At 57.0% G+C, this 25,073-nt stretch carries 23 protein-coding genes; 14 read left to right on the top strand and 9 right to left on the bottom strand.

All coding sequences use genetic code 11. From position 1 onward, the window contains the following. Positions 1–77: 77 nt before the first annotated feature. Positions 78–1,742 (top strand): methyl-accepting chemotaxis protein, encoded by a 1,665-nt coding sequence (locus J1779_RS23545; protein WP_056771569.1) that lies wholly within the window; start codon positions 78–80, stop codon positions 1,740–1,742. Between the two features lie 75 nt (positions 1,743–1,817). Here the strand turns inward: J1779_RS23545 and ybfE are convergent, their stop codons facing one another. Together ybfE and ybfF are read right to left on the bottom strand one after the other, a co-directional pair. Beyond that, entirely contained in the window at positions 1,818–2,099 is a 282-nt protein-coding gene (ybfE, locus tag J1779_RS23540; protein WP_056772022.1) for a LexA regulated protein, read from the bottom strand. Between the two features lie 263 nt (positions 2,100–2,362). Then, positions 2,363–3,145 (bottom strand): esterase, encoded by a 783-nt coding sequence (gene ybfF / locus J1779_RS23535; protein ID WP_217205057.1) that lies wholly within the window; start codon positions 3,143–3,145, stop codon positions 2,363–2,365. A 236-nt stretch (positions 3,146–3,381) separates the two neighbouring features. On the opposite strand from ybfF, the gene seqA reads away from it, so the two are divergent. The 3 genes from seqA to J1779_RS23520 all read left to right on the top strand — a co-directional run bounded on the left by seqA (position 3,382) and on the right by J1779_RS23520 (position 6,495). Continuing rightward, on the top strand, positions 3,382–3,939 hold the full coding sequence (gene seqA / locus J1779_RS23530) for a replication initiation negative regulator SeqA (RefSeq protein ID WP_122095872.1): 558 nt from the start codon (positions 3,382–3,384) through the stop codon (positions 3,937–3,939). 24 nt (positions 3,940–3,963) lie between these two features. Beyond that, positions 3,964–5,607: a phosphoglucomutase (alpha-D-glucose-1,6-bisphosphate-dependent) gene (gene pgm / locus J1779_RS23525; RefSeq protein ID WP_056771576.1), complete on the top strand. Its 1,644-nt coding sequence runs from the start codon at positions 3,964–3,966 to the stop codon at positions 5,605–5,607. A 171-nt stretch (positions 5,608–5,778) separates the two neighbouring features. Further along, on the top strand, positions 5,779–6,495 hold the full coding sequence (locus tag J1779_RS23520) for a PadR family transcriptional regulator (RefSeq protein ID WP_183846204.1): 717 nt from the start codon (positions 5,779–5,781) through the stop codon (positions 6,493–6,495). Here the strand turns inward: J1779_RS23520 and kdpE are convergent. The 6 genes from kdpE to J1779_RS25680 are packed head-to-tail and all read right to left on the bottom strand — an operon-like array spanning position 6,485 to position 14,374. Then, a complete protein-coding gene (kdpE, locus tag J1779_RS23515; RefSeq protein WP_056771582.1) occupies positions 6,485–7,174 on the bottom strand; it encodes a two-component system response regulator KdpE in 690 nt (229 codons plus the stop codon). The two genes, J1779_RS23520 and kdpE, sit on opposite strands and share 11 nt — an antisense overlap. After that, positions 7,171–9,867: a two-component system sensor histidine kinase KdpD gene (kdpD, locus tag J1779_RS23510; protein WP_217204928.1), complete on the bottom strand. Its 2,697-nt coding sequence runs from the start codon at positions 9,865–9,867 to the stop codon at positions 7,171–7,173. The genes kdpE and kdpD overlap by 4 nt, the downstream gene beginning before the upstream one ends. A 7-nt stretch (positions 9,868–9,874) precedes the next feature. Beyond that, positions 9,875–10,468: a potassium-transporting ATPase subunit KdpC gene (kdpC, locus tag J1779_RS23505; protein ID WP_056771588.1), complete on the bottom strand. Its 594-nt coding sequence runs from the start codon at positions 10,466–10,468 to the stop codon at positions 9,875–9,877. 17 nt (positions 10,469–10,485) lie between these two features. Then, on the bottom strand, positions 10,486–12,552 hold the full coding sequence (gene kdpB / locus J1779_RS23500; protein ID WP_056771591.1) for a potassium-transporting ATPase subunit KdpB: 2,067 nt from the start codon (positions 12,550–12,552) through the stop codon (positions 10,486–10,488). Positions 12,553–12,595: 43 nt separating this feature from the next. Continuing rightward, a complete protein-coding gene (kdpA, locus tag J1779_RS23495; RefSeq protein ID WP_217204927.1) occupies positions 12,596–14,284 on the bottom strand; it encodes a potassium-transporting ATPase subunit KdpA in 1,689 nt (562 codons plus the stop codon). Then, entirely contained in the window at positions 14,285–14,374 is a 90-nt protein-coding gene (locus J1779_RS25680) for a K(+)-transporting ATPase subunit F (RefSeq protein ID WP_071823630.1), read from the bottom strand. It abuts the gene before it with no gap. A gap of 296 nt (positions 14,375–14,670) precedes the next feature. Here J1779_RS25680 and J1779_RS23485 point away from each other — a divergent pair, with 296 nt between their 5' ends. The 5 genes from J1779_RS23485 (at position 14,671) to J1779_RS23465 (ending at position 19,383) form a co-directional block, all read left to right on the top strand. Further along, positions 14,671–14,877 carry a YbfA family protein gene (locus tag J1779_RS23485; protein ID WP_056771596.1) on the top strand — a complete coding sequence of 69 codons (207 nt, stop codon included), beginning with the start codon at positions 14,671–14,673 and terminating at the stop codon, positions 14,875–14,877. A 193-nt stretch (positions 14,878–15,070) separates the two neighbouring features. Next, entirely contained in the window at positions 15,071–16,024 is a 954-nt protein-coding gene (locus tag J1779_RS23480) for a YbgA family protein (protein WP_056771599.1), read from the top strand. Positions 16,025–16,034: 10 nt separating this feature from the next. Beyond that, a complete protein-coding gene (phrB, locus tag J1779_RS23475) occupies positions 16,035–17,465 on the top strand; it encodes a deoxyribodipyrimidine photo-lyase (protein ID WP_217204926.1) in 1,431 nt (476 codons plus the stop codon). Between the two features lie 34 nt (positions 17,466–17,499). Beyond that, positions 17,500–18,480 carry an MBL fold metallo-hydrolase gene (locus J1779_RS23470; protein ID WP_217204925.1) on the top strand — a complete coding sequence of 327 codons (981 nt, stop codon included), beginning with the start codon at positions 17,500–17,502 and terminating at the stop codon, positions 18,478–18,480. A 159-nt stretch (positions 18,481–18,639) separates the two neighbouring features. Continuing rightward, positions 18,640–19,383: a type 2 GTP cyclohydrolase I gene (locus J1779_RS23465; RefSeq protein WP_056771606.1), complete on the top strand. Its 744-nt coding sequence runs from the start codon at positions 18,640–18,642 to the stop codon at positions 19,381–19,383. Between the two features lie 107 nt (positions 19,384–19,490). Here J1779_RS23465 and J1779_RS23460 read toward each other — a convergent pair whose 3' ends face one another. After that, positions 19,491–20,891, bottom strand: a complete 1,401-nt coding sequence (locus J1779_RS23460) for an MFS transporter (protein WP_238485294.1) — start codon at positions 20,889–20,891, stop codon at positions 19,491–19,493. A 303-nt stretch (positions 20,892–21,194) separates the two neighbouring features. Here J1779_RS23460 and pxpB point away from each other — a divergent pair, with 303 nt between their 5' ends. The 5 genes from pxpB to nei are packed head-to-tail and all read left to right on the top strand — an operon-like array spanning position 21,195 to position 25,005. Continuing rightward, positions 21,195–21,860, top strand: a complete 666-nt coding sequence (pxpB, locus tag J1779_RS23455) for a 5-oxoprolinase subunit PxpB (protein WP_056771611.1) — start codon at positions 21,195–21,197, stop codon at positions 21,858–21,860. Next, a complete protein-coding gene (gene pxpC, locus J1779_RS23450) occupies positions 21,854–22,783 on the top strand; it encodes a 5-oxoprolinase subunit PxpC (RefSeq protein ID WP_217204923.1) in 930 nt (309 codons plus the stop codon). The genes pxpB and pxpC overlap by 7 nt, the downstream gene beginning before the upstream one ends. Beyond that, on the top strand, positions 22,773–23,507 hold the full coding sequence (gene pxpA, locus J1779_RS23445; RefSeq protein WP_217204922.1) for a 5-oxoprolinase subunit PxpA: 735 nt from the start codon (positions 22,773–22,775) through the stop codon (positions 23,505–23,507). The genes pxpC and pxpA overlap by 11 nt, the downstream gene beginning before the upstream one ends. A gap of 53 nt (positions 23,508–23,560) precedes the next feature. Next, positions 23,561–24,211, top strand: coding sequence for a pyroglutamyl-peptidase I (gene pcp / locus J1779_RS23440; RefSeq protein WP_056771620.1), 651 nt, complete (start codon positions 23,561–23,563; stop codon positions 24,209–24,211). Continuing rightward, complete coding sequence (gene nei / locus J1779_RS23435; RefSeq protein WP_217204921.1) at positions 24,211–25,005, top strand: endonuclease VIII; 795 nt, start codon at positions 24,211–24,213, stop codon at positions 25,003–25,005. Before pcp ends, nei begins: the two co-directional genes overlap by 1 nt. Positions 25,006–25,073: the final 68 nt, after the last annotated feature.

Raw genomic sequence — 25,073 nt, 5'->3', positions numbered from 1 at the left:
ATGGTTACTTGTCTTGATTCTCCGCATCCCCCTCAATCCTCAGACCAGAAACAGTCATGTTTCGAGAGAGGCATATCGTGCAGTTTTTAAAAAATATCACCATCAGGGCCGCGTTATTAACCATTCTTGGCGTTTTCTGCGTTATGTGGGCGGGTGTATCCCTTTACACCGTTAACTCACTGAATACGCTGACGCAAAACACCCGCAACAGTTCTGAGCTCGTCAACAATATGGCGCTGATCAGCAAAGGAAATGATCAGTATTTTCGTACCGTAACCCGCTTAAGCCGTGCGGTGTCGCAGCTTCAGGCCGATCCGACCAAAGGGCCGGAAATTTTTGATACCGCAAAACAATCCCTTGAAGCCCTGACGCAGGCGCAGGCGGATTTCAAAGCGGCCCCGCATCCGGGGCTGGAAGATTCAGCGGTTCAGGAATTACTCACCCGTTGGGAAAGTCTGATAACGCAGGGCGTGAAGCCGTTATTTGAGGCCGCCAGCAGCAAAAATATCGATGCGTACAATCAGCTGGCGCAGTCAGGCGTTCCGGCGTTAAGCCGTGATTTCGGGGCTGCCATGCAAAAAGTCAGCAGCCAGATCGCGGTGGATTTCAGCGCGGCGCAAACAGAGTCTAATCATCTGACTAATCTCAGCAAAGTGATTCAGATCACCGCGTTTGTTATTGGGCTGATTATCCTGCTGCTGACCGATCGCTATCTGGTGATGGCGTTAGTCAAACCGCTGGATAAACTCCGCGATCAGTTCGCGCTGATTGCCAGTGGTGACCTGACGCATAACATGGAAGAGTTCGGTAAAAACTGCGCCGGTAAGTTGATTCCTTTGCTGAACATCATGCAGGCCAGTCTGGTGAATACCGTTCAAACCATCCGTAACTGCACGAACAATATTTACCAGGGCGCGTCTGAAATTTCTGCCGGCAATAACGATCTCTCTTCCCGTACCGAAGAGCAGGCGTCTGCGCTGGAAGAGACGGCGGCCAGCATGGAAGAGCTGACAGCCACGGTGAAACACAATGCTGACAACGCGCATCACGCCAGCCAGCTGGTGATAGAAGCCTCTACCACGGCGCAAAAGGGCGGCAGTATTGTCGCGGATGTGGTCAGCACCATGAAAGATATTTCAGGCAGCTCGAAGAAAATCGCGGAGATTACCTCGGTCATCAACAGTATCGCCTTCCAGACCAACATTCTGGCGCTGAATGCCGCGGTCGAAGCCGCCCGTGCAGGCGAACAGGGCCGCGGGTTTGCCGTGGTCGCCAGCGAAGTGCGCAATCTGGCACAGCGTAGTGCGCAGGCAGCAAAAGAGATTGAGTCGCTGATCAGCGAATCCGTTTCCCGCGTTGACAGCGGTTCCAAACTGGTCGAAAACGCCGGTCAGACCATGAATGAAGTGGTGCGTTCGATTACACACGTCACGGATATTATGGCCGAAATCGCGTCAGCATCTGATGAGCAAAGTAAAGGCATCAGCCAGGTGGCCGTGGCCGTGACGCAGATGGACAGCGTCACGCAGCAAAACGCCGCGCTGGTGGAACAGGCGTCTCAGGCCGCCGTCTCTCTGGAAGAGCAGGCTGCATTGCTGAACAACGCCGTCGCGACCTTTAAACTCAGCGACAGCGTGACGCGCGTCGGGGCAAAACCGACCGGTAAGATGCCAGCGCCGTTATTGCGACCGGACACAGGAATGATGTCGGCGAAGAGTGCTGAAAACTGGGAAACGTTCTGAGTGGGAAGAAGGAAGTTAGCCGGGAATAAGTAAGAAAAAACAAACGGGTAGCCTGAGAAGGTTACCCGTTTTCAATCAGCCTTCATGACCGTTAAGATGCGCAAGCAGCATCTCTTCAATCAATTCGCTACGACTGATATTGCGTTCTTCTGCCAGCTTATTGAGGGTATCAACAGCATCGGCGTTCATTTTCAGCTCCACGCGACGCAGACCGCTCGCTTTATCGCGGCGTAACTGATTGCGCTTGTTGATCCTGAGCTGTTCATCACGGGATAGCGGATTTGTTTTTGGACGCCCCGGACGGCGGTCATCTGCGAACAGATCAATCGTCGTGCGATCCAGTTGTTCTTTTGCCATAGGTAGCGGTACAACCAGGGAAGTTTTTACATCGGAAAACGGCAAGCCGATTCCTGACGAGCGTTTCACACATTTCGGGCTAAGAAACCCTGACCCAATTCACCTCCCGCCACTCGACCTGAGTGAAACGGGGCGGCAAAAATTATAGCGCGCAATCATACCCTAGCGCGCCTGGGGTTCACAACGCCTGATTGCCCTGATTTCATGATAACTTCTGACGTTGTGCAGACTTTTTGCACAATTTATCCCCAGGATGTTAAACCTCAGGCTGCATCGATGAAACGATGCACAGCGCGCAACACCGCCTCAGGTTTTTCCGCATGCACCCAGTGACCGGCACCGGCCACCACATGCGCTTTCGCCTGCGGGAACTGGCGGGCAATCGCGCTGCGATATTCATCCTGTACATACGGCGATAACCCGCCGCGGATAAACAGCGCCGGGTGATCCCACGCCGGGACGTCTTCCCAGCCGGTAATGGTGTTGTATTGACTGAGCAACACCGGCACGTTGAAGCGCCATTCTCCCTGCGCGAACGACTTCAGCAGGAACTGGATCACACCGTCTTCCTTTATATGTTCGCGCATACACTCCGTAGCGGAGGTGCGGTCGCGCAGCCCTGCTTTCGTCACTGCGTTGATCGCTGCAAAAATCTCGTCATGGCGGCGCACGTGGTAATCCACCGGTGCGACATCTATGGCAATCAGCTTTTCGATGCGATCGGGGATAAGCGCCGTCAGTGCCATGGCCGCTTTTCCGCCCATCGAATGGCCAATAACGATGATTTTTTGGAAACCGACGTCATCCAGCGTTTCCACTAAATCCTGCGCCATCGCGGCGTAAGACATCTCATCAGCGCGGCCGGACTGGCCGTGATTACGCAAATCAACCTGCAGCACTCTATGCTGTTGTTTCAGGTCGCGGGCCAGAATGCCCAGATTATCAAGGGTTCCGAACAAACCGTGGATTAACAAAACCGGCAGGGCAGTGCTGCCAGCCACTTCAGGTTCTTGCAGGCGATAATGTAATTTCATGGCGAAGTTCATACAGATAAACAATCTCATTAGGTTATCATGAGTGGCGGATAATTTTTCAAAACAGAAAGTTTCTGCCAGATGCCTGAGCGGGATTTCACTATGTGGGACAGAACAGGCCGGGGCCAGCATGCAGCGAAAAGGTAATAATTCTGCTTTTTGCTTCGCGGCACAATTCCCCTGTTCGTTACTGCGTAGAAATTTGTATAATCCTTTTGAATTAAGTAGAAAAACAGTACTGGATAAAGATGAAAACTATTGAGGTTGACGAAGAACTCTACCGCTATATTGCCAGCCACACACAAGCCATCGGTGAGAGTGCGTCTGATATTTTGCGCCGCATGCTGAAATTTACTGCCGGTCAGACCTCGCCTGCCGCGCCCGCGAACACTCCTGTTATTGCCGGCACCGTGGCTGCGGGAAAACCCGCCGCTGCCGCTCCGGCACCGACGTCGCGCGATAAAGTCCGCGCCGTGCGTGAAATGCTGCTGTCTGACGAGTACGCAGAGCAGACCAAAGCGGTCAACCGGTTTATGTTGATCCTGTCTACGCTCTACAACCTTAACGCGAAAGAATTTGCTGTTGCGACCGAGTCACTGACTGGCCGCACGCGGACCTATTTTGCCGGTGACCAGCAAACGTTGCTGCAAAACGGCATTCATACCAAGCCTAAACACGTTCCCGGAACGCCGTATTGGGTTATTACAAATACCAACACAGGTCGCAAACGCAGCATGATCGAACACATCATGCAGTTCATGCAGTTCCCTGCGGAACTGACTGACAAAGTGTGCGGCACCCTCTAATTTCAGCGTCAGGGAGAAGCGCCAATGGCTAATCACCCCCGTGCAGGGCAACCTGCTCAGCAAAGCGATTTGATCAACGTGGCGCAGTTAACGTCACAGTATTACGTTCTGCAACCGGATCCGGCTAACACAGCGCATGCTGTGAAATTCGGCACATCCGGCCATCGCGGGAGTTCGTTGCGTCACAGCTTTAACGAAGCGCACATCCTGGCCATTGCTCAGGCGATTGCCGAAGTGCGTAAAGAGCAGGGCACCACCGGCCCGTGCTACGTGGGTAAAGATACCCACGCGCTGTCCGAACCGGCGTTTATTTCTGTGCTGGAAGTGCTGACGGCCAATGGCGTTGACGTCATTGTGCAGGAAGATAACGGATTCACCCCCACTCCGGCGGTGTCTCACGCGATCCTGACCCATAACCGCAAAGGCGGCGCGCTGGCTGATGGCATTGTCATCACCCCATCGCACAACCCACCGGAAGATGGCGGCATCAAATACAACCCGACCAACGGCGGCCCGGCAGATACCAATCTGACCTCCGTCATTGAGAAGCGCGCCAACGCGCTGCTGGCAGCAAAACTGGCCGGTGTGAAGCGTCAGTCTCTGGATCAGGCGTGGAAAAGCGGTCATCTGGTGGCACAGGATCTGGTTCAGCCGTTTATCGAAGGGCTGACCGAGATTGTCGATATGGCCGCCATTCAGAAAGCGGGCCTGAAACTGGGCGTTGATCCGCTCGGCGGTTCCGGTATCGAATACTGGAAACGTATTGCTGAGCATTACAAACTGGATCTGACGCTGGTGAACGATGAAGTCGATCAGACTTTCCGTTTCATGCACCTCGACCACGACGGCGTGATCCGCATGGACTGTTCGTCGGAATCCGCCATGGCCGGTCTGCTTGCGCTGCGTGATAAATTCGATCTGGCTTTCGCCAATGACCCTGACTACGACCGCCACGGCATCGTGACGCCAGCCGGTCTGATGAACCCGAACCATTATCTGGCGGTGGCGATTCAGTACCTGTTCCAGCACCGTCCGCAGTGGGGCAAAGACGTTGCCGTCGGTAAAACGCTGGTATCGAGTGCGATGATCGACCGCGTGGTGGAAGATTTGGGCCGTAAACTGGTGGAAGTGCCGGTCGGTTTCAAATGGTTCGTTGATGGCCTGTTTGACGGCAGCTTCGGTTTTGGTGGCGAAGAAAGTGCAGGGGCTTCTTTCCTGCGTTTCGACGGCACTCCGTGGTCTACCGACAAAGACGGTATCATCATGTGCCTGCTGGCGGCGGAAATCACCGCCGTCACCGGCAAGAACCCGCAGGAACATTACAACGAGCTGGCGGCCCGCTTTGGCGCGCCAAGCTACAACCGTATTCAGGCACCGGCGACTCACGCGCAAAAAGCCGCGCTGTCCAAACTTTCTCCTGAACAGGTGAAAGCCGACACGCTGGCCGGTGACCCGATCACTGCCCGTCTGACCAACGCGCCGGGTAACGGCGCGTCTATCGGCGGCCTGAAAGTGATGACCAAAAACGGCTGGTTCGCGGCACGCCCGTCCGGCACAGAAGAAGCCTACAAAATCTATTGTGAAAGCTTCCTCGGTGCTGAACACCGCGAACAAATCGAGAAAGAAGCGGTAGAAATCGTCAGCAAAGTGCTCGCCGACGCCAAATAAGCCCCTTTCTTCCTCTCATCAAAAGCGCTGATTATTCAGCGCTTTTTTTTTGCCTGTCGTTCAGATAAAAAAAGATATATCTAAATGCGCATTCCTGCTTGCCAGTGTCGAAAAACTGATCTAGTTTAGATATATCGAAATAATTCGATATATCTAAATGGGACTTACATTATGTTTAGTAAAATGTTTGAAGGCCGTCATCGCGGTCACGGTAGCCGGGAAGAAGGGCATCGCGGTCATTGCCGCCATGAATCAGAATGCAGCGATCACAGCGAACGCCACATGTTACGCCGTGATGGACGTCATCGTGGTGAAGAACGCAGTGAAGAAGGGCATGAGCGTCGCGGACGTGGCGAAGGTCGCCGCGGGGGGCGTGGTGAGCGCGGAGTACATCGTCTGTTTGAACACGGTGATTTACGCCGCGTGCTGCTGGCGCTGGTGGCGAAAAAGCCGAGCCACGGCTATGAGCTGATCAAAGCCATCGAAGAAGCCTCTTCAGGCCTTTACGTGCCAAGCCCTGGCGTGATTTACCCGACGCTGACGCTGCTGGAAGAGCAGGATTTCCTCGAGCCTGTCGCCACCGGTAATGGCCGTAAAAGCTATCAGATCACCGACGCCGGCAAAGTGGAACTGGCGCAACATCAGGAGGCAGTCGATGCGATTTTTGCCCGTCTGGCGGGGGCGCAGCGTCCGCGTGAAAACAATCTGGCAGAGGGGATTCACGACGCGATGCACCGCCTGCGTCACGCGCTGCGCGGCAACATGATGCGGGCAGATTTAACGCCGGAGCAGGTGGTGCGGGTCAGTGCGATTTTGCAGCAGGCGGCAGAAAGCCTGGAAGCCGAATTTGGCGAAGCCAAACCGGAAACTGACCAGCCTAAGGCATAAAACGATAGCCCACGCCGGTTTCGGTCAGTAAATGACGTGGTCGGGTGGCGTCGGCTTCCAGTTTCTGGCGCAGATGCCCCATGTAGATGCGCAGATAATGGCTGTGTTCGACATAATTCGGGCCCCAGACGTGGCTCAGTAACTGACGCTGAGTAATGACTTTTCCGCTGTTTGCCAGCAGTTCGGCCAGCAGGCGAAACTCAATCGGCGTCAGATGACAATCTTCTCCGTTACGCTGCACGCGCCGGTTGATCAAATCCACCGTCACATCCGCAAACGTCACCAGCGGGCTTTCCTGCGCACTGCCCGCATGGCGGCGTAATGCCACGCGAACCCGCGCCAGCAGTTCACCGACGCCAAACGGCTTGGTGAGGAAATCATCGGCACCGGCATCCAGCGCCGCAATTTTGTCTTCTTCGCTGGTGCGGGCCGACAGCACAATAATCGGGATAGCGCTCCAGTGGCGTAAATCGCGGATATAGGTCAGGCCGTCACCGTCCGGTAAACCGAGATCGAGAATGATCAGATCCGGTTTACGGGTTCCGGCCTCAATCAGCCCGCGTTGCAGCGTTTCACTTTCAAACACCCGCAGGCCTTCCGCCTCCAGTGCCGTGCGCACAAAGCGGCGGATCTCTTTTTCGTCTTCAACAATTAAAATATTGACCGGGGATGCGCTCACGATACCTCATTGATGTCTGATTCCATGTCACTTTCCATCTCCGGCAACGCCTCGAGCGGCAACCTGAAACGAAAACGTGCACCGCCGTTCGGGCCGTTTTCAGCCCAGATCCGTCCGTCGTGCACCTCAATAATGGCACGACATATGGCTAATCCCAAACCGACACCGGGAATGGCCGACTCTTTGTTTCCGCGCGCGAATTTCTCAAAGATGATGTGTTCGCTGCCCGGCGCAATGCCGGGGCCATTATCCCAGACTTCAATCTCCAGCCATTCGTCGAACGGCGTGGCTTTAATGCCGATCGTCGCGCCCGTTCCGGCATATTTATGGGCGTTTTCCAGCAGATTGATCAGCACCCGTTCGATCAGGCTGGCGTCGCAACTTACCAGCACCATTTCCTTCGGCAAATCGATCTCAATGTTGTCGTGCGCCAGCACCGGTTCCAGCATCCGCAGCGCGCTGCCGGTGATTTCCTCCACCGACTGCCACTCTTTGCGCAGATTAAATCCACCGGACTGAATGCGCGCCATATCCAGCAGATTGTTCACCAGCCGCGTGGTGCTCAGCACCTGCTGGCGGATCTGGCTGGCCTGCGGCGCGTGCTTCGAGCCTTCCGACGCCAGATCCAGCGTCAGGATTTCTGCCTGCCCGAACAGCACCGTCAGCGGCGTGCGCAGGTCATGAGAAAGCGCCGAAAGCAGCGAGTTGCGCAGTTGCTCGCGTTCGGTTTCCAGCCGGGCGGATTCGGCGCGGGCAGCGAGATGCAGACGTTCGAGGGCATTGGCAATCAGCACGGTAAAGGTCTGCAACAGGCGCTGCTGTTCCGGCACCAGTAACTGGCGGATGCTCGGCGGTTCGACCGCCAGCAGTCCGCGCGATTCTCCTGAAGCGACCAGCGGCAGCAGCTGGTACGGCACGCCGGGCAGGGTGTCAGTACCCGCGCCGGCTGGCAGTTTTTTGTCGAAACTCCAGCGGGCGATCGCGTCGTCTACCACGATAGCGGTGACCTCTCCGGCGGGCTGCGCCAGTTCGCCATTTTCCTGCGGCAGCAGAATGGCGGTTTTCGCGTGCAGACTGGAGGAGATAAAGTGGCGGCTGGTTTGCGCGATGGCTTCCGGCGTCAGCGCCTGACTGAGACTTTTCGACATTTCATACAAATGCTGGGCGCGTTTTTCGCGGTGGCGGGCGATGCGTGCCTGATAACGTACCCCGGCGGTGAGATTACCGATCAGGATCCCGACCAGCAGCATCACGCCGAAGGTCACCAGATATTGCGCGTCAGTCACGGCGAGCGAACCGCGTGGCTGTACGAAAAACAGATCAAAGCTGACGACGTTAATCACCGCCGCCAGCACCGACGGCCAGCGGCCATAAAACAACGCAACGACCACCACGCCGAGCAGATACACCATCACCAGGTTGGCCTGATCGAAGGTCGGCACCAGCCACTGCGACATCACCGTAATCACTGCGCACAGCGCCACGGCCAGCGAACAGCCCCACAGCTGGCGGCTGAACCGGTCGGCGAAAGTGCGTGAATCTTGTTCTTTGCGCGCCGGTGATGCCGGGGAATCTTCCAGCCCGACAATAATCAGATCAAGATCCGGCCCGATATCGGCCAGCTTGTCGGCAAAACTGCCGCCGGGCTTCCAGCGTTTTTCACGGCGGCGACCCATCATGATTTTGCCCAGACGGTGCTCGCGGGCGTAGCGCAAAATCGCCTGTTCTTCATGTGGCTCGGAAAGCGTGGCGGTTTCTGCGCCCAGCTCCTGCGCCAGTTTCAGCGAATGCAAAATAGCCCGGCGCTGGCCTTCCGGTAAACGGTGCAGACGCGGGGTTTCGACATACACCGCGTGCCAGACACAGCCAAGACGCGCCGCCAGCCGTGAAGCGACGCGCACCAGTTTCTCGTTACCGCCGCCGTGCCCGATGCACAACAGCAGCGCATCGCGGGTATGCCAGATGCGGTTGACACCCTGATCGTCGCGGTATTCGCGCATCTGATCGTCAACGCGATCGGCGGTGCGCCGCAGGGAAAGTTCGCGCAGGGCAATCAGATTGCCTTTGCGGAAGAAGTGTTCGATGGCGCGCTCGGCCTGACCGGGAATATAAACTTTGCCTTCTTTCAGGCGCTGACGCAGGGAATCGGGAGGCAGATCCACCAGCACCACTTCGCTGGCGTCATCAAACAAACGGTCGGGAACCGTTTCGCGAATAATAATGCCGGTGACGCCGCTGACCACGTCGTTCAGACTTTCCAGATGCTGAACGTTCACGGTGGTAAAAACGTCGATACCGGCATTGAGTAATTCTTCGATATCCTGCCAGCGTTTAGGGTGGCGCGAACCGGCGGCATTGCTGTGCGCCAGTTCGTCCATCAGGATCAGGGCAGGGCGGCGGGCCAGCGCGGCGTCGAGGTCAAATTCATGCACCTGACGGCCACGATGTTGAATGCGTTTTGGCGGTAACAGCGAAAGCCCCGGCAGCAGTGCCTGCGTTTCCTGCCGTCCGTGGGTCTCCACCACGCCAACCAGCACGTCGAGGCCGGTGGCGCGCAGGCGCTGTGCTTCCTGCAACATGGCGAACGTTTTTCCGACGCCCGCACAGGCGCCGAAAAAGACTTTCAGTTGCCCGCGCGGCTTCTCATTGGCAAGCGCCAGCAGGCTGTCAGGATCGGGGCGATCGTCAGTCATATTTTCCTTATTGAGCTTTCAGTGCATCCAGCGCCTGGTTCAGCCCGAGCACGTTGACCACGTCGGGGCCGAGGAAACCTATCAGCGGTGATGATGTATTATCATCAATCAATTTATTCACTTGCGCCAGTGGCAGTCCGCGCGCGGTGGCAATGCGCGGTGCCTGCCATTGCGCGGCCTCAACGGAAATCTGCGGATCCAGCCCGCTGCCGCTGGCAGTCACCAGATCCACCGGTACCGTCGCCGGGCTTTGCGGGTTGGCTTTGCGCAGCGCCGCCACGCGGTCTTTCACCGCCTGATCCAGCGCCGGGTTACTGGCTGCCAGATTACTGCCCGCCGAGGCCATCGGGTTATACGGCGAATCAGACGTGACAGAAGGGCGGCCCCAGAAGTAATCATTGCGGGTAAAATTCTGCCCGATGAGCTGTGAGCCAATCACTTTATTGCCGCTGTCTTTCATCAGCGAACCCATCGCCTGCGCGCGGAACACCAGCTCGGAAACGCCGGTGGTCAGCAGCGGATACGCCACGCCGGTCGCCAGCGTCAGCAGAACCGTCATCACCAGAGCCGGACGGACATAGGACATTTTTGTTACGGACATAGTGGTCTTCCTCAAAATCAGCTCAGATGTAAAACGGTCAGAATCATGTCGATAAGCTTGATACCGGCAAACGGCACCAGCAGACCGCCGACGCCATAAATCCACAGGTTGCGGCGCAGCAGCGCGGCGGCACTCATGGCTTTATAGCTCACGCCTTTCAGCGCCAGCGGGATCAGAAACACAATCACCAGCGCGTTGAAAATGACCGCTGACATAATGGCCGAAGACGGCGACGTCAGGTGCATGACGTTCAGCGCATTCAGCTGCGGATAGGTGGCCGCAAACGCCGCCGGAATGATGGCGAAATACTTCGCCACGTCGTTGGCGATACTGAATGTGGTGAGCGATCCGCGCGTCATCAGCATTTGTTTACCGATGTGCACCACTTCGATCAGCTTGGTCGGGTTGGAATCGAGATCGACCATGTTCCCGGCTTCTTTCGCCGCCTGGGTGCCTGAGTTCATCGCTACCGCCACGTCAGCCTGCGCCAGCGCAGGGGCGTCGTTGGTCCCGTCGCCGGTCATCGCCACTAAACGGCCTTCCGACTGATACTGACGAATCAGGGCCAGTTTGGCTTCCGGCGTGGCTTCTGCCAGAAAATCATCCACGCCCGCTTCAGCGGCAATCGCCGCCGCGGTCAGACGGTTATCCCCGGTGATCATCACCGTTTTGATGCCCATTTTGCGCAGCTCGGCAAAGCGTTCCTTGATGCCGCCTTTGACGATATCCTTCAGCTCCACCACGCCCAGCACTTTCCCGCCTTCCGCCACCACCAGCGGCGTGCCGCCTTTACGCGCAACGTTTTCCACCAGGCCATCGACGGCTTTCGGGAAGGTGCCGCCGTTGGATTCCACGTGACGACGTATCGCATCGACCGCGCCTTTACGGATGCTGCGCTCACCGACGTTAACGCCGCTCATGCGGGTTTGTGCGGAGAAGGGCACAAAGGTCGCATTCAGCGAATGAATGTCGCGTTCGCGCAGGTTGAAGCGTTGCTTCGCCAGCACCACGATACTGCGGCCTTCCGGCGTTTCATCGGCCAGCGACGATAACTGCGCGGCATCGGCCAGTTCCTGTTCCGTCACCTGAGGCGCGGGCAGGAACTGCGATGCCTGGCGGTTACCGAGCGTGATGGTGCCGGTTTTATCCAGCAGCAGCACATCCACGTCACCCGCGGCTTCCACCGCACGGCCACTGGTGGCGATGACGTTGGCTTCCAGCATGCGGCTCATGCCCGCCACGCCGATCGCCGACAACAAGCCGCCTATGGTGGTTGGAATGAGACACACCAGCAGCGCCACCAGCACGGTGACGGTCACCGGAATACCGGCATGGCTGGCGCCCACGCTGAACAGCGAGAACGGGTACAGCGTGGCCGTTGCCAGCACGAACACCAGCGTCAGCGCCACCAGCAAAATGGTCAGCGCCACTTCGTTTGGCGTTTTGCGGCGTTTCGCGCCTTCGACCATGGCAATCATGCGGTCGAGGAAGGTATCGCCGGGGTTCGCCGAACACTCGACCACCAGCCAGTCAGACAGCACGCGCGTCCCGCCGGTGACCGAGGAGAAGTCGCCGCCGGATTCGCGGATCACCGGCGCGGATTCGCCGGTAATGGCGCTTTCATCCACCGATGCGCCGCCGACCAAAACTTCACCGTCGCACGGCACGGTGTCACCGGCCTCGATCAGCACGTAGTCGCCTTTACGCAGTGTATCGGCGGCGACTTTGATCACCGGCGATTCAGGGCGCGGTTCGTAGATCTTCTTCGCCCAGCTGGTTTTCTGCACCCCTTTCAGGCTCTGCGCCTGCGCCTTGCTGCGGCCTTCCGCCAGCGCTTCGGCGAAGTTGGCAAACAGCACGGTGAACCACAGCCACAGCGACACGCTGCCGGTAAAAGCCGCGCTGCCATCGGTGCGATGCATCAGGATCGCCAGCCAGATAAGCGTGGTCAGAATGCTGCCCAGATACACCACGAACATCACCGGATTGCGCCACTGAACGCGGGGATCCAGTTTTTTCACCGAATCCAGCAGGGCAGTGCGGATCAGACGGGGTTCAAATAACGCACGTTGTTTACGACTCATCTTTTTAGTCTCTATATTCATCAGTTCAACGAGTTACGCAGCATTACTGTGCTGACCAGACTTGCAAATGTTCCGCCACCGGCCCCAGCGCCAGCGCCGGAATAAAGGTCAGTGCGCCGACCAACAACACGGTGCCGACCAGCAGGCCGATAAACAGCGGGCCGGACGTCGGCAGGGTGCCGTTGCCTGCCTGCTGGCGCTTTTTCGCCACCAGCGAACCGGCAATCGCCAGCACCGGAATGATCACCCCGAAGCGGCCGAAGAACATGCAGGTTGCCAGCAACAGGTTGTAGAACGGCGTGTTAACGCTCAGCCCGGCAAACGCGCTGCCGTTGTTGTTGGCGGCGGAAGACACCGCGTACAGCACTTCACTGAAACCGTGGGCGCCGGGGTTTAAAATCCCTGCGCGACCGGCATCGGTAACCAGCGCCAGCGCGGTGCCGAGCAGCACCAGCGTCGGCGTCACCAGGATCGCCAGCGCCGTCATCTTCATGTCGTAAACGTCGATTTTCTTACCGAGATATTCCGGTGTGCGGCCAATCATCAGCCCGGCGATAAACACCGTCAGCAGCACGAACAGCAGCATGCCGTAAAGGCCGGAACCGACGCCGCCGAATACCACTTCACCAATCTGCATCAGCCACATCGGCACCATGCCGCCGAGCGCGGTAAAGGAATCGTGCATGGCGTTAACCGCACCGCACGACGCAGCCGTTGTGACCACCGCATACAGGCTGGAGGCCAGAATGCCGAAGCGGCTTTCCTTACCTTCCATATTGACATTGCTGCTGGCACCGAGCGCGGTGAAGTGCGGATTGCCCTGGAGTTCGGCGTACATCACCACCACCACGGAAACCACGAAAATCACTGACATCGCCCAGACCAGCGCGTGGCCCTGACGGTTGTCGCCGACCACGCGGCCAAACGCGAAACACAGCGCGCACGGGATGATGAAAATCGCCAGCATCTGCACCATGTTGGTCAGTGCCGTCGGGTTCTCAAACGGATGGGCGGAGTTGGCACCGAAGAAACCACCGCCGTTGGTGCCGAGCATTTTGATCGCTTCCTGAGACGCCACCGGCCCCATCGGCAACGTCTGTTGCAGACCTTCCAGCGTGGTGATGTGCTGATACGCTTCGAAATTTTGCAGCACGCCCTGGCTGACGAAAAACAGCGCCAGCAGGAACGACACCGGCAGCAGCAGATACAGCGTGATGCGCCATAAATCCGTCCAGGCGTTACCGAGGGTCTGCGCTGAAGGGCGCGCAAAAGCGCGGATCAGGGCAAACGCCACGGCAATACCGGTCGCGGCAGAGAGGAAGTTCTGCACAGTCAGCCCGACCATCTGGCTGAAATAGCTCAGCGTGCTTTCGCCGCTGTAGGCCTGCCAGTTGGTGTTGGTGACAAAACTCACCGACGTGTTAAACGCCAGATCCCATGACAGCCCGCCAAAATGCTGCGGGTTCATTGGCAACGCGCCCTGCGACATCAGCATGGCCATCAGGACAACAATGCCCAGAATGTTAAATACCATGATCGCCAGCGCGTACTGCCACCAGGTCATTTCGGCATGGCTGCTGCCAGACGTGCGTAAAACACCGTTTTCTATGCGCTGAATAAATGCGCCGGGCTGTCCTTCAATCAGTTGTGCAATAAAGTTACCCAGTGGTTTTGCCAGCAGCAAAAGCACCAGCATAAAACTGGCAATCAGTAAGAATCCGGTTGCAGCCATTTAAAAATCCTCCGCATTCAGCAGGGCATAAACCAGATAGCCGAGCAGCAGAAGAACCAGTAATGCGCCGCAGATTACGCCAACACTCACAATCCACCTCCACAGGTGTGTTTTTATGTTGTGGCGAGAATAAGGAAAGGCGGGAAAAGATCCTGAAAAGAAAGCGGCCCAACGTGTAAAAAAAGTATAAAAATGCGCAAAAAATGAAACCCAAAAGAAACCTAAATTGCGTATTTATTTAACCATTCTGTAACTCAATTACACCTGCAGGCCAAAAGTGGCGAATATTTACACTTAACAGTGGTCAGATGAGTGGTAAAATTTCATCAATTGCGGTATATTTTTCGCCAATTACAGTTTCCGAAAAATATGACAGGAGCAACGCCATGAATGATTACACGCCATATACAATGACCCGCATACTGGCCCGCCGCGCTTTTGTTATCGCAGCCGGTGTGCTGGCTCTGCCGGTCATGCTGTTCCGCGCTGACCGCGCCCGTTTTTACAGCTATTTACACCGCGTCTGGATGAAAACCAGCGACAAACCGGTCTGGCTGACCCACGCTGAAATGGCGACACAAGATTTTTATTGAGTTAGCCCCCTCCCGGCCTCTCCCCTTCGCAGGCTGAGAAACCCAGGAAACCCCGCTTTCACAGCGGGGTTTTTTATTGCCCGCGATAAAACCTGTACAACATTATTTTTATGTATAACTTGTGCTAAGGTTATACCTACAGGTGATGAGTTACGGGCACCTCCTTTTCCTCTTTCAACGTCCGGAGCTGACAATGACTAAAACGATTCCCATTGGCATCAGTGCATGCCTGCTGGGCGACAGGGTCCGCTTCGATGGCGGGCATAAACGGCTGGCATTCGCGGTGGAGCAACTGGCGCCGTATGTGCGTTTTGAACCGATCTGCCCTGAAATGGCGATTGGCTTGCCGACGCCGCGCCCTGCGCTGCGGCTGGTCAGAATGGATGACGGCGTTGCCATGCGTTTCAGCAATGACGAAACCATTGATATCACTGAAAAGATGCAGAGCTATTCCGAGACGCGCGTCGCCCCTCTGACCGCGCTTTGCGGCTACATCGTCTGCGCCAAATCGCCAAGCTGCGGCATGGAACGCGTGCGGGTGTACAGCGCCAACGGTAAAGATGCGAAGAAAAGCGGTGTGGGGATCTACACCGCTGAACTGATGAAACAGCATCCGTGGCTGCCGGTGGAAGAAGACGGGCGGCTCAACGATCCGGTGCTGCGCGAGAATTTTGTCGAGCGCGTATTTACCTTGTTCGAGCTGAATCAGCTGCGTGAAAGCGGCCTGACGCGCGGCAAACTGATGGCGTTTCACAGCCGTTACAAACTCTCTTTACTGGCCCATTCTCAGCCTGAATACCGTGAGCTGGGGCGTTTTGTCGCCGCCATGGCCGAATGGACATCCCTTGAAGACTACTTCATCGAATACCGTCAGCGGCTCATGAAACTGCTTAATCACAAAGCCACCCGTCGTAATCACACCAACGTGCTGATGCATGTGCAGGGCTATTTCCGCAAACAGCTCAGTTCGGCACAGCGTCAGGAACTGGCGGGTCTGATTGACCGTTACCGTCAGGGCATGCAGCCGCTACTGGCGCCGATCACTTTGCTTAAACATTACATGTCGGAATATCCGGATGAATACCTGGCAGGGCAGCGATATTTCGAGCCCTACCCGGAAGCGTTAAGACTTCGATACGGACATTAAAAGGAAACGTATGACCACGCATTTAGTCTGGTTCCGAAATGACTTACGGATAACCGATAACCGCGCGTTACACGCCGCCTGTGAAGACCCGCAGGCGCGCGTCATTGGCGTTTTTGTCGCAACGCCTGAACAGTGGAAACAGCATGAGATGGCGCCGCGTCAGGCTGCGTTTATTTATCAGCATCTTCAGGCGCTGCAACATGCGCTGGCTGAGCGCGGGATCCCGCTGCATTATCACCAGTGTGATGATTTTGCGCAGAGCGTCAGCTGGCTGAAGGATTTTTGTGCCAGCGAACAGGTGGATGCGCTGTTTTACAATAAACAGTATGAAATCAATGAACGGCTGCGTGATGAGGCGCTGGAGAAAACCCTGAGCGCAGATGTTTTGTGCCGCGCATTTGACGACAGCCTGCTGTTGCCGCCGGGTTCTGTCACCACCGGCAATAACGAAATGTACAAAGTCTACACGCCGTTTCGCCGGGCATTTTTATCCCGCCTGACCGAGTCCGACAGCCGCTCTTTGCCTGCGCCGAAAGCGCGTGAACATGGGCAGAAAACGGTGCTGCATAAGCTGATGCCCTTTGACTATCCGCTGGAAAACATCGACGACGCTTTCCCCATTGGCGAGGAAGCGGCGCGCAATCAGCTGCGCAGTTTCTGCCGTGAACGCGTGCAGGATTATCTCGAACAGCGCGATTTACCGGCGGTCGATGGCACCAGTTCTCTGTCTCCGTATCTGGCGATTGGCGTGCTTTCTCCGCGCCAGTGCCTTAACCGTTTGCGCACTGAGTGCCCGCAGGTGCTGGAGAGAACCGACGGCGGCGCGTTTGGCTGGCTGAACGAACTGGTGTGGCGCGAGTTTTACCGTCACCTGATTGTTGCCTGGCCGAAGCTTTGCAAGCATCAGCCCTTTGTGGCCTGGACAGACGGCGTGCGCTGGCGTCATGCCCCGGACGAATTACAGGCGTGGAAAGACGGCAAAACCGGTTACCCGATTGTGGATGCCGCCATGCGTCAGCTCAATGCCACGGGCTGGATGCATAACCGGCTACGTATGATTGTCGCCAGTTTTCTGGTGAAGGACTTGCTGATTAACTGGCGTGAAGGCGAGCGATATTTTATGTCGCAACTGCTCGACGGGGATCTGGCGGCGAACAACGGCGGCTGGCAGTGGGGCGCGTCAACCGGTACCGATGCCGCACCTTATTTCCGAATTTTTAACCCGACAACGCAGGGCGAACGCTTCGACAAAGCCGGACGATTTATCAAGGCCTGGGTACCAGAATTGTCGGACGTGCCGGAAAAAGACATTCATCAGCCCCATCGCTGGGCAGAAAAACAACATCGCGTGCTAGACTACCCGTTGCCGATTATTGATCACGCACGGGCGCGAAAAGACACGCTGGCGGCGTTTGAGGCGGCAAAAAACCGGTCAGACTGACCTTTTGCTAATCACCACGACAAGGAGCGATGTGATGAACAAACACCTGCTGGCGCTGATGCTGACGTGCTGGGCAAGCCAGGCCATGGCGGCCTTTGATGTGGTTGCGCTGGGCGTCAACGGAGGTGTCGAAGAGGGCAATCTGACGTCGTATCTGGTGCGCAGTGACGATCAAAAACTGTACCTCGGGCTGGATGCCGGTTCGGTGATGCCGGGGATCCGTAAGGCGCTGGAGAAGGGCAGTTTCCCTCAGGTGACGGCTGAAAATGCCGCGCCGCTGACCCCGCAGGGTGCCGTGTTCCGCAACCTGATCGGCGGATATTTTATCAGCCACGGACATCTCGACCATCTGGCGGGGCTGATCATCGGCTCGCCGGAAGACAGTAAAAAACCCATTTATGGCACCGCCGACACCATCGGCACCCTGCGTCAGCATTATTTCAATGGCCGCGTCTGGCCGAACTTCACCGACTCTGGCAGCGGTCTGCGCATCGGCACGTATCGCCTGAACTTACAGCGCCCTGAACAACGTTTTTCCCTCGGCCTGACGGGGCTTGACGGCAATATTTATCCGCTCAGCCACGGCGGTACGTCTTCGAGCATGATTCTGGTGAGCCGCAACAATCAGTCGTTTGCCTTCTTCGGGGATACCGGCCCGGACGAAGTGGAAAAATCGAAGAATCTGGACACCGTCTGGCGCGTGCTGGGCAGCGAAATCAAAGCCAAACGCCTGAAAGGGCTGATCATCGAAACCTCCTATCCTGACGATGTTCCTGACAGCAAACTGTATGGCCATCTCACACCGCACTGGCTGCTGAAAGAGCTGGCGAGCCTGCAACAACATGCGGGCGGCGACGGTTCGCTGAAAGACCTGACGGTGATTATCAGCCATGTAAAACCGAGCCTGAAAGCGGGCGCGGATCCTGAAAAAGAGATCATGGCGCAGCTGGAAAAAGGCAACAATCTGGGCGTGAAGTTTGTGCGGATGCAGCAGGGCGACAGGCTCGAGCTGTAAACGCAGGGAAGGGGAAACGGCCACGTTTCCCTTTTTTATTTCAATCCGTGAATGTCAGTGGATCTCAGAAGACCCGCCGGCAGACAGCGGGCATTTGGGGCATTGGGGAAATGTCGGTTATCATCGTGAGAATCGTCCCTATGTGAGAAGCCGAACACCATGAACAATCTCCAGCTCGAAGCCCTGATTAACCAGAAACTGGATGTCAGTAATTTCCATGATTACGCGCCGAATGGCCTGCAGGTCGAAGGGCGTCGTAACGTGCAGCGCGTGGTCACCGGCGTGACGGCCTCTCAGGATCTGCTGGATGCGGCGATTGCGGTGGAAGCCGATGCGATTTTGGTGCACCACGGTTATTTCTGGAAAAATGAACCGGCGGTGGTGCGCGGAATGAAGCGCAACCGGCTGAAAGCCCTGCTGGTCAATGACATCAATTTATACGGTTATCATTTACCGCTCGATGCGCACCCCGAACTGGGCAACAACGCGCAGCTGGCGGAGTTGTTTGGCATTGATGTGCAGGGGGAAGTGATGCCGCTGGTGCCTTATGGCGAACTGAAAAAGCCGCTGTCCGGTGAAGCATTACGTCAGCGCATGGAAGTGATTTTGGATCGCAAAGTGCTGCACAGCGCGCAGGGCGGGCCGGATGAGATCCGTCGCATCGCCTGGTGTTCCGGCGGTGGTCAGGGGTTCATTCAGCAGGCGGCAGACTTTGGTGTAGATGCTTTCATCAGCGGTGAAGTTTCCGAGCAAACCATTCATATTGCCCGCGAAATGGGGCTGCATTTTTACGCCGCCGGCCATCACGCCACGGAACGTTATGGCGTGAAAGCGCTGGGCGAATGGCTTCAGGATTATCACGGATTAGATGTCATGTTTATCGACATCGACAATCCGGCTTAAGGGCTGACGTATTTGCCATGGGGGAGCCGGGCAGAACAGGTGACCGTCACGTACGCTTGGTACGCGTCGGTCCTGTGCGCTGGCCGGATCCCCACGGGTGGCAAGCTTTACGTCTCTGACTTAGCTGACGCTTTCTCTGTCGTTTCATCAGGCACGCTGTCTTCAAGCAAGGTAAATGCCCGCTGTAAACCGGTATCGACGTCGGGGTCTGCGCCCTGCGGCGGATACGGGCTCTCTTCTTCCTCATCGGCTGCCACTTCACTTTCCTCCACCACCGGTTCGGTGACGTTTTCCGGCGCGGGCATGGTTTCCTGAATCATCTGCTCGTCAAAGGCCGGATTCAGCGCGGGAGAAAGAGGCGAACTGCTCAGACTGTCCGGCATCGCAATATGCGGCAGCGGCGCATCCACCGCCATCACCGTCTCTTCTTCTTTGGCCGATGTCCTGCTCAGCGCCACAATGGCGGCACCGCACAGCGCGAAAAAGGCGTACAGAATATTGCCACCCAGCGGCTCCATCAGCGCGCCGACGGCCAGCGGCCCGATACAGGCACCGACGCCGAATGCCATCAGCAGACAGGCTGAAAGTGAGACGCGCCGCTCCGGTTCGATCATGTCATTGGCGAGAGCGACCACCAGCGGGTACAGCGTGAACTGCATCAGGCTGACCACAAAACCGATGCCCAGCAGCAGCGGGAACGAGATGTGAGTCAGCAGCGCCAGCGGCAGGGCGGCGACCGCCAGCAGGATCGCGTTTATGCGCATCAGCATGTTGCGGTTATAACGGTCCGAGAGCCAGCTCAGCGGGAACTGCGCCAGCAGACCGGCGAAAATCGCCAGCGCCATAAACAGACCGGTTTGCTGCGTGGTGAGCGATTGCTGGCTGGTATAGATCGGCGCCATGCCGTAAAACGACCCGACAACCATGCCGATGACCAGGGTGGTCGCCAGCACTTTAGGGATCGCGCCGATAAAGAATTTCAGCTCCATGGGGGCGGGCGACATATGGCCGACGTTGGTGCGCGTGGTCAGGGCGATAGGCACCAGACAGAGTGCAAAACACAGCGCAATCATGATAAGCGTGCTGACGCCCAGGCCGCTGTCGAGCATCAGCACCACCTGGCCCAGCGACATCCCGAGATACGATGCCACCATGTAAAAACCAAACACCACGCCGCGCTGATTCGCTTCTGCCTGATCGTTCAGCCAGCTTTCCAGCACCATATATTGCACCATCATGCACAGGCCGATGATCAGACGCAGTACCACCCAGACCGGAATAATGTCGGTCAGACCGTGGCCGAGGACGGCGGCGGTGATGATGCCGGAGCAGGAGACATACGCACGAATGTGGCCGACGCGGGCGATCAGGATATGGCCGACTTTGCCGCCGATCACCAGCCCGATGTAGTTAGCCGCGATGATCGCACCAATCATGGCACCGCTGACGTGTATCGCTGACAGTCGCAGGGAGATGTAAGTGGTGAGCAGGCCGGAACCGAGCAGCATCAGTAATGTGGTGGTATAAAGCGGAAAAAAGAGTGCTAAAGGTTTTCTCACGGGTCGTCCCTTTCTTGTTGTGACGTTCTTGATGTAAAGAATGCGTTATCCAAACGCTAAAAAACTTCAACACCCCCGAGAGTAGCAGGTGCGGGCGGCAGGGGAAACCTTCACCGCCCTGAACATGCCGTGGACAAGTTGACATCATCAGTCGCTTTCCCGCATAACTACCCTTAATCTAAAAACAAATTCCGATATATTGAGTTGCTGAATAACTTGATGATCCACAACCCTTCTTTGAGGAGTGTCTGAGTGCAACGAGCACGATGTTACCTGCTGGGTGAACGCGCGGTAGTGCTGGAGCTGGAACCCCCAGTGACCCTGGCCAGCCAGCAGCGGATCTGGGGACTGACCCAACGTTTACAGGATCGCACGGCCTATCCTGGCGTTCGCGAAGTCATTCCCGGCATGAATAATTTGACGGTTCTGCTCACCGATGCGCAGAGCTCTGCGCTGGACGCGATTGAACGTCTGCAAAACTGGTGGGAAGAGAGTGAAGCCATTGAACCGGAATCACGGCTGATTGAGATCCCGGTGATTTACGGCGGGAAGCAGGGCCCGGATCTGGAGAATGTTGCCAGCCATACCGGTATGACGCCGCGTCAGGTGGTGGAATGCCATTCGGGCATTGATTACACCGTCTATTTTCTGGGCTTCCAGCCGGGTTTTCCTTACCTCGGTGGGATGCCGGAACAGCTGGCGACACCGCGTCACGGCGAACCCCGTCTTTCCGTGCCCGCGGGCTCCGTGGGCATCGGCGGCAGCCAGACCGGCATTTATCCGCTGGCCACGCCCGGCGGCTGGCAGTTGATCGGGCTGACCTCGCTGGCGATGTTTGACCCCACGCGCGCCTCGCCGACCTTATTATTACCCGGTGACTGCGTGCGCTTCGTGCCACAAAAGGAGGGCGTATGCTGAAAATTTTACGCGCCGGGATGTTTACGACCGTGCAGGATTTGGGCCGCAACGGCTATCGCCAGCAGGGTGTGAGTCAGTCCGGTGCGCTTGACGGCCCCGCACTGCGCATCGCCAACCTGCTGGCCGGAAATGATGAAGACGCCGCAGGGCTTGAGATCACCCTCGGGCAGTTCAGCGCGGAGTTTCATCGCGAAGGCTGGATAGCGCTGACCGGTGCCGGCTGCCACGCCCAGCTCGACGGGAAAGACGTCTGGACCGGCTGGCGTTACGCGGTGAAGCCGGGCCAGGTTCTGACGATGAAAATGCCGACGCGCGGAATGCGCAGTTATCTGGCGATTTCCGGTGGCATCGATGTGCCGCAAGTGATGGGCTCGCGCAGCACCGATCTGAAAGCTCAGTTCGGCGGTTTTAACGGGCGTGCGCTACAGGACGGCGATCTGCTGCCAACCGGTGATGCTTTCCACACACCGAAAAGCACCGGCGGCATCAAACAGTTGCTGTTCGGCAATCGTATCCGCGCATTAGCCGGGCCGGAATATCAGGAGTTCAGCGCCGAATCACGCGATGCTTTCTGGCGTGCCTCATGGCAGCTGAGCCCGCAAAGTAACCGCATGGGATATCGCCTGCATGGCCGCGCGCTGAAACGCGAAACGGATCGCGAAATGCTGTCTCACGGCCTGTTACCGGGCGTGGTGCAGGTGCCGCACGGCGGTCAGCCGATTGTGCTGATGGCCGATGCGCAGACCACCGGCGGTTATCCGCGTATCGCCTGTGTGATCGAAGCCGATCTCTATAATCTGGCGCAGATCCGCCTCGGCGAGCCCATTCATTTTGTGAAATGCACGCCGGAAGAGGCGCAAAAAGCGTTACGCGAACAGTCGCTGTTTATCGGACAGATTAAGCGGGGATTGTATGATCGTTGATCTTAATGCCGATCTGGGTGAAGGCTGTGCCAATGATGAGGCGCTGTTGCAGCGGGTCAGTTCCGCCAATATCGCCTGCGGTTTTCACGCCGGAGACGCCCTGACCATGCAACAGTCGGTGCGCCTGGCGATGAAATACGGCGTGGCAATTGGCGCGCACCCGAGTTTTCCCGATCGCGAAAACTTTGGCCGCAGCGCCATGCAACTGCCGCCGGAAACGGTGTATGCGCAGGTGGTGTATCAGCTCGGCGCGCTGGCGGCCATTACCCGTGCCGAAGGCGGGAAAATGATACATGTCAAACCGCACGGGATGCTCTACAACCAGGCAGCGACCGACGCCGTGCTCGCTGATGCCATTGCCCGCGCGGTCTATGACGTCGACCCGACGCTGCGGCTGGTGGGGCTTGCGGGCAGCGAACTGATCCGCGCCGGTGAGCGCGCGGGCCTGCAAACGCGTCAGGAAGTGTTCGCCGACCGCCGCTACCAGCGCAACGGTGCGCTGGTCCCCCGCAGTCAGCCCGATGCGATGATCGACAGTGACCAACAGGCGCTGGAGCAGACGCTGACGATGGTTCAGCAGCAGAAAGTGCTCAGCCGCGAAGGCGTCTGGGTGCCGGTGAAAGCCGACACGGTTTGCCTGCACGGTGATGGTGAGCACGCACTGACTTTTGCGATGCGGTTGCGTGAGGCGTTTGATGAACAAGGGATAGAAATTCATTCATAATGATCTCATGACCCCAGACGAGGTTCCGATTTGCCCTACAACAAGGATCTATCATGCGTAAAGTCTTAGTGACCGGTTTCGAACCCTTTGGCGGCGAGCGCGTCAATCCGTCGTGGGAAGTGGTGAAACAACTGGGTGACCTGGAGTTGTCGGGCGCGCAGATTGTGGTGCGCCAGCTGCCTTGTGTGTTTGGTAAAGCCATTGAAGCGCTGAATGCCGCGATTGATGACGTGCATCCGGAAATGGTGTTGTGCGTAGGGCAGGCGGGCGGACGCAGTGATTTTAGCGTTGAGCGTGTGGCGATTAACATTGACGATGCGCGTATTCCTGATAACGAAGGGAATGAGCCGGTGGACGCAGCGATTGTCGCTGACGGTCCGGCCGCCTATTTTTCTTCGCTGCCGATTAAGACGATTGTGAACGGGCTGCGGGAATCGGGCATTCCGGCGTCGGTATCTCAAACGGCGGGAACCTATGTCTGCAATCACGTGATGTACGGGCTGATGCACCGTCTGGCGCAGCCGTCCTGCAACGTGGTGAAGGGCGGTTTTATCCATATTCCTTATTTGCCGGAGCAGGCAGCGAAGCATCCGGGCGAGCCAAGTATGTCAGTACACACTGTCATGAACGCCCTTGAACTGACTATCGCCATCGCGCTGCATACCGAGCAGGATTTGCGAATTGCTGAGGGTGCGACTCACTGATGCCTGAAGGTCCTGAAATTCGCCGCGCGGCCGATCTGCTGGTGCGCGCGGTGGTGAATAAACCCCTTACGGATGTCTGGTTTGCCTTTCCTTCGTTGAAACCTTATCAGTCTGCGCTGCGTGGCACGAAAATCACGGCCATTGAAACACGCGGTAAAGCGCTCCTGACGCACTTTTCCAACGGTCTTACCCTGTACAGCCACAATCAGCTTTATGGCGTGTGGCGGGTGGTGAATGCCGGTGAAACACCGAAAGAAACCCAGCGGTCATTACGCGTTCAGCTGCAAACCACCGATGCGGCGATCCTGTTATACAGCGCGTCCGAAATTGGGATTTATGATACGGCAGAGATAGAGAATCATCCGTTCCTGCGGCGTATCGGCCCTGACGTACTCGATGCCTCTCTGACAGTTGCACAGGTTCGTGAGCGTTTACTCTCCCCTAAATTTCGCAACCGTCAGTTAGGCGGCATGTTGCTCGATCAGGCCTTTCTCGCCGGATTGGGAAACTACCTGAGGGCGGAAATTTTATGGCTGGCAAAACTGTTACCGGGGCATAAACCCAAAGACCTGAAAGAGGCGGAACTGGACGCGCTGGCGGATGCCTGCCTGTCAGTAGCGCGGTTGTCCTATGCCACGCGCGGGACGATGGATGAAAATGTGCATCACGGCGCACTGTTCAGATTTAAAGTCTTTGGCCGGACGGGGAAACCGTGCGAGCGGTGTGGCGATCCGATTGAAAAGGGCAGTGTGTCATCCCGGCCATTTTTTTGGTGCCCTGTGTGCCAGATATAAAATGTTATTTACCGCGATGAGATTTGTGCTGTTCATGAATGAGCGGGTATGATTTTTAATGCCCTCAG

The sequence above is a fragment of the Rahnella rivi genome, assembly GCF_019049655.1.
GTDB classification, from domain to species: Bacteria; Pseudomonadota; Gammaproteobacteria; order Enterobacterales; family Enterobacteriaceae; genus Rahnella; species Rahnella rivi.
The sequence above is the reverse complement of the archived record's forward strand: the minus strand, read 5'-3'. Positions and strand labels throughout refer to the sequence as shown.